This window comes from Ligilactobacillus acidipiscis DSM 15836 (assembly GCF_001435755.1).
GTDB classification, from domain to species: Bacteria; Bacillota; Bacilli; order Lactobacillales; family Lactobacillaceae; genus Ligilactobacillus; species Ligilactobacillus acidipiscis.
The window spans coordinates 1-9,603 of record NZ_AZFI01000075.1 but is presented as its reverse complement, the minus strand read 5'-3'; the positions used below and the strand labels follow the sequence as shown (position 1 = coordinate 9,603).

The window sequence follows — 9,603 nt, the reverse complement described above, 5'->3', positions numbered from 1 at the left end:
CTTCTGAACGCCATGCTCCGCTCTGTTTTATTAGTCGAGCTCCGGCAAGCAAAAAGTTCCGTCTATCCAACTTTAACAGCACAGTGTCAAAATGCACTATGCTGTTAAAGTCCGATATACTCGCTTTTTCTCGCTTGCCTCCGCTCTGTTTTTTAAATTAGGAGGTAAATTATGGAAACTGCTGCTTTGTACCACCGACCTGATAGTGAAATGGCTTATTTAAAAGATCAGAAGCACTTTCAGATTCGCTTAAAGACAAAACATGATGACGTCGTAAAAGTCGAACTATTATATGGGGACCCGTATGGAACGAAAGTCAACGAAAAAGATGAGGGTACTTGGGAATATCAGGTGGCTGAAATGAAACGAGTTTATGCCACCAAACAGCATGATCATTGGATCACTGAGGTAGTTTTGCCATTAAGAAGGCTACAGTATGCCTTTCATGTTTATGGTGCAGATGGGCAAGAATATCTTTATGATGATCGCCGGATCTACAGATATAGCGATGTCGGTATTGAAAAATTATCTTGTTTTCGAATGCCGTACCTACATGAATGTGACCGGATCAAGACCCCAGAATGGGTGACAAATACTGTTTGGTATCAAATCTTCCCAGAAAGATTTGCGAATGGTGATCCTGCCAATGACCCAAAAAACACATTAGAGTGGGGCAGTAAGAAACCGACCCCAGAAAATTTCTTTGGCGGTGATCTGCAGGGTATTATTGATCATCTAGATTACTTACAAGAACTTGGTATTAACGGTTTGTATTTATGCCCAATTTTTACTGCATATTCTAATCATAAGTACGACACGATCGACTATTTTAACGTTGATCCAGCATTTGGTACTAAAGAAACCTTAAAGGAATTGATCGACCAAGCACACGAACGTGGAATGCACGTCATGTTAGATGCTGTTTTTAACCACATGGGTGATTTTTCTATGCAATGGCAAGATGTGCAAAAGTATGGCAGAGATTCGCGCTTTGCCAAGTGGTTCCATATTCACGACTTTCCAGTTTCGTATGAAGAAACAGCTAATTTTGAGTTTGCCAGAAATTTAAACTATGACGTTTTCGCCAATACGCCGCATATGCCGAAAATAAATACCGCAGATCCACAAGCACGAGAGTATCTGTTGAATGTTGCGACTTATTGGATCGAACAGTTTGATATCGATGCTTGGCGTTTGGATGTTGCCAATGAGATCGATCATGAATTTTGGAAAGATTTTTACGAAAGAACTCACGCACTCAAGAAAGATTTTTATGTATTGGGCGAAGTTTGGCATTCTGCGCAAGAATGGGTCGGGCATAAAGAATTCGATGCAGTGATGAATTATTCGTATACGGAACCGATCATTGCCCATTTTGTCAAAAAAGAATTGACGGCGGCTGAAATGGTTGACATGCTCCAAGAGCAGCTGATGCTATATCGTGACCAGACAAACCGTGTGATGTTTAATGCCTTAGATACGCATGATACTGAGCGAATATTAACGCTTTGTCATGGTAATAAAGACCTTGAAAAGCAAACTTTGGCATTTATGTTTACTCAATATGGAGCACCATGTTTGTATTATGGGACAGAAGTAGGGATGGATGGTGGAGCTGATCCAGATTGTCGCAAGTGCATGGTCTGGGATCAAAACCAGCAGGATCATGAGATGTTTAACTTTACTCAAAAATTAGTCAAAATGCGGCGGAAATATTCACAGTTATGGTCTAAAAGCCGGCTTGAATTTAAATCTGTAGATAAAATGTCAAATTTTATCATATTTAAACGTCAAGATCAAGATATGCAAGTCAACTGTATTTTTAATACAGGGACACAGCCGCAGAAGTATACTTTGGGAGAGAATGACCAGATAATTTTACAGCAGAACGTTACTGAAGACGGCCAGATCAAGCCCGACGGCTTTTGCATAATTCGCATAAATTAGTTTTAAAACCTGTTACCGGTAACATCGTGAAATCGATTGCAGTAATTTTTTGGGCAGTGCATAATAATTTGTGGAGAGAAAGCGAATAAAAAAAGGAGTGACTTTCTGATGAAGAAAAGTTTCAAAAAAATGGGAATGCTTGCTTTGGCTGCGGGCATGACCTTGACATTAGCAGCTTGCGGAAATGACAAAAAAGACGCAGATGCTAGTGCTAAGAAGACCGTGACTGTTTCGGTCGACAAGGGGTACAAAGATTACATCAACGATGTAAAGGGCAAGTTTGAAAAAGATAATAAAGTTAAAGTTGTTGTCAAAACAACAAACGATGCTTTATCAACTTTGGATAACTTGAAGTTAGATGGCCCTGCTGGCAAAGCTCCAGATGTAATGATGGCTCCCTTTGATCGGGCAGGTGTTTTAGGTAAACAAGGTCAACTTGCTACTGTTAAATTACCTAGCGGCCGTTATAATCAAAAGGATAAAGATCTCGTGACCTTTAAAGGCAAACAATATGGTCAACCAGCTGTTATCGAAACTTTGGTCATGTATTACAACAAAGATCTTGTTTCTGAAGTTCCGAAAACTTTCAAAGACCTCGAAGCAATGTCCAAGGATCCTAAATATGCTTATGAAAACGACAAGACCAAAAATGTTGCTTTCTTGACACAATGGACAAACTTTTATAACGCTTATGGTGTGATCAAAGCTTATGACGGCTATATTTTTGGTAAGAATAATACCGATCCAAAGGATATTGGTTTGAACAATCAAGGCGGTGTCGAAGGTATCACTTACATGACTGATTGGTTCAAGAACGTTTGGCCAAAAGGAATGCAATCGACAACCTCTAACGAAAACTTTATCACTGACCAGTTTACTAAAGGTAAATCAGCGGTAGTTATCGATGGACCATGGATGGCAGCCAAATATAAGAAATCAAAAATTAACTTTGGGGTTGCTTCTATCCCGACTTTGCCCAATGGTGAAGAATATCAAGCTTTTGGCGGCGGTAAAGCTTGGGTAGTTTCTAACTATTCCAAGAACAAGTCGATGTCACAAAAATTTGCTGCATACTTGGCTAATGATAATAATCAACAGAAATTCTACAAAGCTACACAAGAAGTACCAGCTAACGAAAATGCTCGTGCCGAAGTTATTAAGAACAAAGATGACCAGTTAACACAAGCTGTTGTTGAACAGTTTAAGTCAGCTGATCCAATGCCAAACCTTCCAGAAATGGCTGAAGTTTGGGCAGGCGCTGAAAACTTGATGGTCAACTCCGCTTCAGGTAAACAGACGCCAAAACAAGCTGCTGACAAGGCAGTTAAACAGATCAAGGAATCGATCCAACAAAAATATAAAGATTGATCGTAGGCTTTGATTTCATTGTGTTTAAACAATGAGTATTGTTTTTAAGAGTTTGGGCCTTACCTCCCAAACTCTTTTATATTATGAAGTGTGTCAACTTCACCGCTATATTTACATTCAGGTGCGAACAATTGAAAAGAAAGAGAAAAGTCCTTTTCTTTTTGGAAGTACTGGGTCACTATTCTAAATAGGAATTAGTCAGCCTATTTTGATCTGTGAGAATCTAATTTAAAATGATTTAGTGAGCACTAATTTGATACTTTAGTGTTTGACTGATCTGTAAAGGGGAGAAGCAAGATGAAAAAGAATCCCAATAAGGCGTTATGGCTTTCGTTTATTCCCGGACTGGGACAATATTATAATGGTCAGAAATTAAAAGCGGGAATCTTTTTAGGCGCTTTTGCAATTTTTGTTGTTGAAATGATTTTCTTTGGCTGGTCGGCTCTAACGGGGTTGATCACTTTGGGAACAGTTCCGATGAGAGATCACTCAATGTTTTTAATGGTCAAAGGGACGCTGCAATTATTGATTTTGGTGATCTTTATACTGTTTTATGTTTTGAACATTCGTGATGCTAAGAAAACTGCACTAGAATTAAATGCGGGGCATCGAGTACCAATTAGTTTCAATGAAATGCGTGAATCATTAGGGACAAACGGTTTTCCGTACTTATTGACAATGCCGGCCTATCTTTTGATGATCTTCACGATTATTTTACCGGTATTGGTGACATTGTTCATGGCGTTTACTAATTATGATTTCGACCACATTCCGCCAGCTCAATTAATTGACTGGAGTGGATTACTGAACTTTAAAAATATGTTCTTCCTGAGCACCTATCGTGCTACGTTTGGAGCAGTTTTCAGTTGGACTCTGATTTGGACATTTTGTGCTACGACTTTGCAGATTGTTTTAGGGATATTCACAGCGGTCGTTGCACATCAGGACTTTATTAAATTCAAACGGATCTTTGGGATCATCTTCTTGTTGCCATGGGCAGTTCCAGCTTTCGTAACGATTATGAGCTTTTCAAATATCTTCAATGATTCTGCTGGTGCAATCAACGTGCAAGTTATCCCGTTTTTGAATCACATATTCTTTACACATATTCCACAGATCAGTTGGATGACTGATCCATTTTGGACTAAGGTAGCTTTGATCATGATCCAAGGGTGGCTGGGATTCCCGTATATCTATGTTTTAGTAACAGGTATCTTGCAGTCTATCTCGGATGACTTATATGAGGCAGCAACGATCGATGGAGCCACGGCTATCCAGAAATTTAATAATATTACTTTGCCAGCGATTTTTAGTGTTGCAGCACCAACATTTGTTACACAGTATACTTTTAACTTTAATAACTTCTCGATCATTTACCTCTTCAATAATGGGGGACCAGGAGATGTTGGCGGAGGTGCAGGTAATTCAGATATTTTGATATCTTGGATCTATAAACTGACCACTAACACAACGCCGCAATATGGTTTAGCATCTGCAGTTACTATTATTATTTCTGTGATCGTGATCGGTGTTTCACTGATAGTCTTCAAGAAAACGAACGCATTTAAAATGGAGGGGTGAGCAAAATGGCTAAGCAAGTTCATACAAAAGGGGAAAGTTCCATCAAACGTTCACGTTTCTTCAAACATTTTTTCACTTATCTATTTTTGATATTTTTGTCACTGATCATTATTTATCCATTATTGATCACTATTTTGACAGCATTTAAGAATAGCGATGTTGTTGCATTTACCCTTAGTTTTCAAGGTCCATGGACTTTGAAAAACTTCCACGAGTTGTTTGCAACGACACTTTATGGCAAGTGGTATTGGAATACGTTAGTGATCTCTGTTGCGACAATGGTGATCCTAGTTGCAGTCGTTACCTTGGCAGGTTATACCTATAGTCGTTACAGTTTTGCTGGCAGGAAATGGTCTTTGACATTTTTCCTAGTTGTTCAGATGGTCCCAACGATGGCTGCTTTGACTGCTTTTTATGTTTTGGGAATGCTATTAAACGGTCTGGATCATTACTGGTTCTTGACTTTGATCTATATCGGCGGGGGGATCCCAATGAATACTTGGTTGATGAAAGGATATTTCGATACAGTACCGTATGATTTCGATGAATCTGCTAAACTTGATGGTGCAGGAAACTTTACTATCTTCTGGAAAATTGTAATGCCTTTGGTCAAACCTATGATCGCTGTTCAAGCATTGTGGGCCTTTATGGGACCGTTTGGCGACTTTATGCTCGCACGTTACTTATTGCGAGAAGAATCTAATTTAACTGTTGCAGTTGGATTGCAGGAATTTATTTCCGATCCCAAAGATCAACAAGTAGCGTTATTTGCTGCTGGTGCTATCTTGATTGCACTGCCGATCTGTGCATTATTCTTCTATTTGCAAAAGTATTTCGTAACTGGTCTGACTGCCGGAGGATCAAAAGGTTAAATAACTGCAATTAGCGAAGAATTGAGGAAGCAAAAATATGGTAAAAGAAAATTTTCCATTTAATTATTTTTCGGTTTGGCTGAGTCCAACAAAAATGTTTCAGCAAAGAAAAAGCCTAAATTGGCTCCAGATCTGTATAGTGCTGCTGTTTTTGTTGGCTTTAAATATTTTGCCAGTCCCTTTTCATTATCAACAGCAAAAGAGTGTGCCTTTGGACATTTATTTGCCCCATGTACAAAAAATGCTACAAAAAAATGAAGATGAGTTGGAGAAGTTAGGTCAAACGGCAAAATTTGCTAACGGACAATATCATTTTTCACAAGAAAAAATCGTCCAGCAGAATAAAAAAGACTTGGTTGGGGTTGCGATACCTCAAAAGAAAGTTAAGACTGTTAAAAATGCAGTCGTTTTAAATGACCACTTCTTTTTATTCAAAGAAAAAGGAAATGTCAGCAAAATTTATTATTCTGATGATTATGCTCCTCAAAAGGGTTTAAGAAAACAATTGAATCAAGAATGGTATCAAAGAAATAAAGCAGCGATTTCTTTTGCAATGCTGCAAAGTATTGGCAGTTTATTTTTGTTAACTAACTTGGTGTTTGTATTTGGTGGTGGATTTATGTTGTGGCTTGGAAGAAAAAGCCCCATGATCACTATTTCTTCTTTCAAGGAAACTGTTAACTTAATGGTCAATATTTTAGGGCCGATCAGTTTGCTTGTGGCTATCATGGGATTTATTAAATTTGATATTTCACTTTTAATGACGGTTCAAATGCTCGGATCGGTACTTGTTTTTCTGATGGTTTATGCGAAAACAAGATTCAATGATGCAAATAATGTCTGATCACAACGAACTATTCAGGAACTAAAAAGTTAGGGATAAGGTGATATAAAATGGTTGAGCTTAACTTAGAACACATTTATAAAAAATATGATAATGCGGATGATTACTCAGTAACTGATTTTAACTTGGATATTAAAGACCGTGAGTTTATCGTCTTTGTTGGTCCTTCAGGTTGTGGAAAGTCTACAACTTTGCGAATGATTGCCGGGTTGGAAGATATTACTAAAGGAGAGCTAAAAATTGATGGGAGCATCGTGAACGATGAAGCACCTAAAGATCGTGATATTGCGATGGTTTTCCAAAATTATGCTTTATATCCGCATATGACAGTTTATGATAACATGGCATTTGGCTTAAAATTACGAAAATACTCTAAAGAAAAAATTGACAAGCAAGTTCATCATGCCGCAGACATTTTAGGCCTAGAGGAGTACTTGGACCGTAAACCAGCCGCTTTATCAGGCGGGCAGCGTCAACGTGTAGCTTTAGGTCGTGCAATTGTCCGAGACGCACCGATCTTTTTATTGGATGAGCCATTATCCAACTTGGATGCCAAGTTACGGGTTACAATGCGTGCTCAAGTTGCCAAACTTCACCAGGACTTAAAGACAACTACGATCTATGTTACTCATGATCAGACAGAAGCTATGACTATGGCTGATCGAATCGTAGTTATGAAAGATGGAAAAGTTCAGCAGATAGGGACGCCGCAAGAGGTCTATGATCAACCGACGAATGTCTTTGTGGGTGGTTTTATCGGCTCGCCAGCCATGAACTTTTTTAATGTGACTTTGGACGGACAATATATTTATGACGAAGGAAAGAACTTTAATCTGAAAGTCCCCGAAGGATGCTTGAAAGTCTTAAAAGAAAAAGGCTACGATAAACAAAAGCTGATTTTTGGTATTAGACCAGAAGACATGCACACTGAACAGGCTTTTATCGAAACTTTCCCGGAATCACAGGTCAAGGCTACTGTTTCAGTTTCAGAATTGTTGGGCGCCGAATCACAACTATATAGCAAGGTTGGAGATACAGAATTCGTTTGCAAAGTTGATGCGCGTGATTTCGTTCAACCAGGAACAGAAGTTACCGTGGGGGTTGATTTGAATAAGGCGCACTTCTTTGATCTAAAATCAGAAGAGTCAGTGTATTAAAAAATTCTTGAGTAAAAATGTTCACTTGATAAGAAAAATAAGTAAAAGGTAAAAGCCAGTTATTCTGTCATAGAATGCCTGGCTTTATTTTGGGTAAACTAAAAGATGAGTGTTAGTAAAAATGTTAAGTGAATTTTGCTAATATTAAATTCATGAACACTCTTTTCATTGTATTGAAAAATTCGTACTATTCGAAAAAAACGGGCAAATGAATTAAAATAGAAATGTAAGAAATTATTGCAAGGAAGGGGCAATTAATTATGACAAAAACTGCTGCAGTTATGCTTGCAGATGGATGTGAGGAGGTTGAGGCTTTAAGTCCGGTCGATGTTCTCCGTCGTTTGGGTGCTAAAATAGATATGGTCGGGTTAGACAAATTGAAAATAACTTCGGCTCACGGGGTTACTTTGACTTGCGATAAAATTATGGATGATAGTTTACTGGATTATGATGTAGTGATTTTTCCTGGTGGAACTACTGGTGCTAAAAATTTACGCGATAACGATCAGTTGATGGGTTTGATGCAAAAACGTGCCCAACAAAGCAAGTGGAATGCGGCCATGTGCGCTGCGCCAACAGCATTTTCACGTTATGGATTGTTGGACGGCCACAAGTATACGGTTTTTCCAGGACTTGAAGGGAAAATTCAATACGAAGCGAAGAATGCAACACATACTACTAATATTGTTGAAATTGATAAGGATGCTAACTTGATAACAAGTCGTGGGCCAGCAACTGCATTTGCTTATAGTTATGCAATTGCTGAAAGTCTGGGATATGATACAGCTGATGTAAGAGAGGCTATGCAGTACAATTATTTGGCTGGCAATATTAAATAAGCATTTTGTGAAGAGCTAACAACTGATAGATAATTGGGGGAGTTCCAAATGAAAAAAACAATCCTAAAAGTAACAGTTGCATTTCTTGCTTTAACTTTAGCTGGTTGCGGAACTACAAAAGATAATTCAAAAAGTGATTCTTCGACTAGCGTGAAAACAGAGAAAAAGCAAGTAAAAAAAACAGCTTCAACAAGCAACTTACAAAAGAAAGCTAGTAAAACAGCTAGTTCGCAAACAAGTCAAGCTCCTGCTAGATCCAATTCACAAGGTTCGACAACTAACAATGGACAACAACAGGTACCATCAACTAATGAACCGCGGTTGGTCACTCTTAACGGTGATTTGAATCGGACTTTGGGTCATGTGTTGTTACCGCAAAAAGACGGTTTAGGGCAAGACAACTCCAGGTTGAATATTAGATTTTCTGGGGATAGTGTTAACTATGTTATTAACTATAGTGTAGGCGGTAAGACACGTCCCTTAAATGATCCAGCTTTGCAAAACGAAACACCGTACGCGACATTAACTAAAAAAACGTATAGTTCATTTGCACAGGCACAAGCTGCGGTTAATTATCATTCAAGCAGTGATGATCAAGGCTTGCCAAGGATTGATCTAGGTCATGATATTTCTGGAACGATCGATGCAGGTGCAGGTAATAGGTATCTCCACTGGAATGAGGGGAAATGGTCCCTTGTCGTTCATGCAGACGCGGTAAATGGAGAAGACCCAAAGTCAATGGCCAAACAGGTCGTTGAGTTGCTGGAGAGTTCCTATTTGCCAGCCCCAAATAGTGTAGGTGCTGGCGAGTTTGAAGTAAGTGGTAACAATAAGCTAACCTGGCAAGATGGTCAGATTGTTTATTCATTGAAAGGGCAAAGTGTACAGACGATCATTACGATGGCTGCAAGTATGAAATAAACGCAAAGGATAAAGAAAAAGCGGATCAAATTCGCTTTTTTTGTTAGGTGCGCCCGGCATGGGCAGTAACTAGG

General features: G+C 38.8%; 8 protein-coding genes. All 8 read left to right on the top strand.

Features of this window, described 5'->3' with window-relative positions; all coding sequences use genetic code 11:
• Positions 1-171 precede the first annotated feature (171 nt).
• The 8 genes from FC65_RS06320 to FC65_RS06285 all read left to right on the top strand — a co-directional run bounded on the left by FC65_RS06320 (position 172) and on the right by FC65_RS06285 (position 9,529).
• Positions 172-1,947 (top strand): glycoside hydrolase family 13 protein, encoded by a 1,776-nt coding sequence (locus FC65_RS06320; protein ID WP_056971974.1) that lies wholly within the window; start codon positions 172-174, stop codon positions 1,945-1,947.
• A 105-nt stretch (positions 1,948-2,052) separates the two neighbouring features.
• Positions 2,053-3,315: an extracellular solute-binding protein gene (locus FC65_RS06315; RefSeq protein ID WP_275453097.1), complete on the top strand. Its 1,263-nt coding sequence runs from the start codon at positions 2,053-2,055 to the stop codon at positions 3,313-3,315.
• A gap of 297 nt (positions 3,316-3,612) precedes the next feature.
• Positions 3,613-4,896: a sugar ABC transporter permease gene (locus tag FC65_RS06310; protein ID WP_010498811.1), complete on the top strand. Its 1,284-nt coding sequence runs from the start codon at positions 3,613-3,615 to the stop codon at positions 4,894-4,896.
• 5 nt (positions 4,897-4,901) lie between these two features.
• Positions 4,902-5,768, top strand: coding sequence for a sugar ABC transporter permease (locus FC65_RS06305; protein ID WP_235803084.1), 867 nt, complete (start codon positions 4,902-4,904; stop codon positions 5,766-5,768).
• Between the two features lie 37 nt (positions 5,769-5,805).
• Positions 5,806-6,612, top strand: coding sequence for a hypothetical protein (locus FC65_RS06300; RefSeq protein ID WP_056971972.1), 807 nt, complete (start codon positions 5,806-5,808; stop codon positions 6,610-6,612).
• Positions 6,613-6,662: 50 nt separating this feature from the next.
• Entirely contained in the window at positions 6,663-7,769 is a 1,107-nt protein-coding gene (locus tag FC65_RS06295) for an ABC transporter ATP-binding protein (protein ID WP_056971971.1), read from the top strand.
• A gap of 260 nt (positions 7,770-8,029) precedes the next feature.
• Positions 8,030-8,608, top strand: coding sequence for a DJ-1 family glyoxalase III (locus tag FC65_RS06290; protein WP_010498816.1), 579 nt, complete (start codon positions 8,030-8,032; stop codon positions 8,606-8,608).
• Between the two features lie 48 nt (positions 8,609-8,656).
• On the top strand, positions 8,657-9,529 hold the full coding sequence (locus FC65_RS06285) for a hypothetical protein (protein ID WP_010498819.1): 873 nt from the start codon (positions 8,657-8,659) through the stop codon (positions 9,527-9,529).
• The last annotated feature ends 74 nt before the right edge of the window (positions 9,530-9,603 follow it).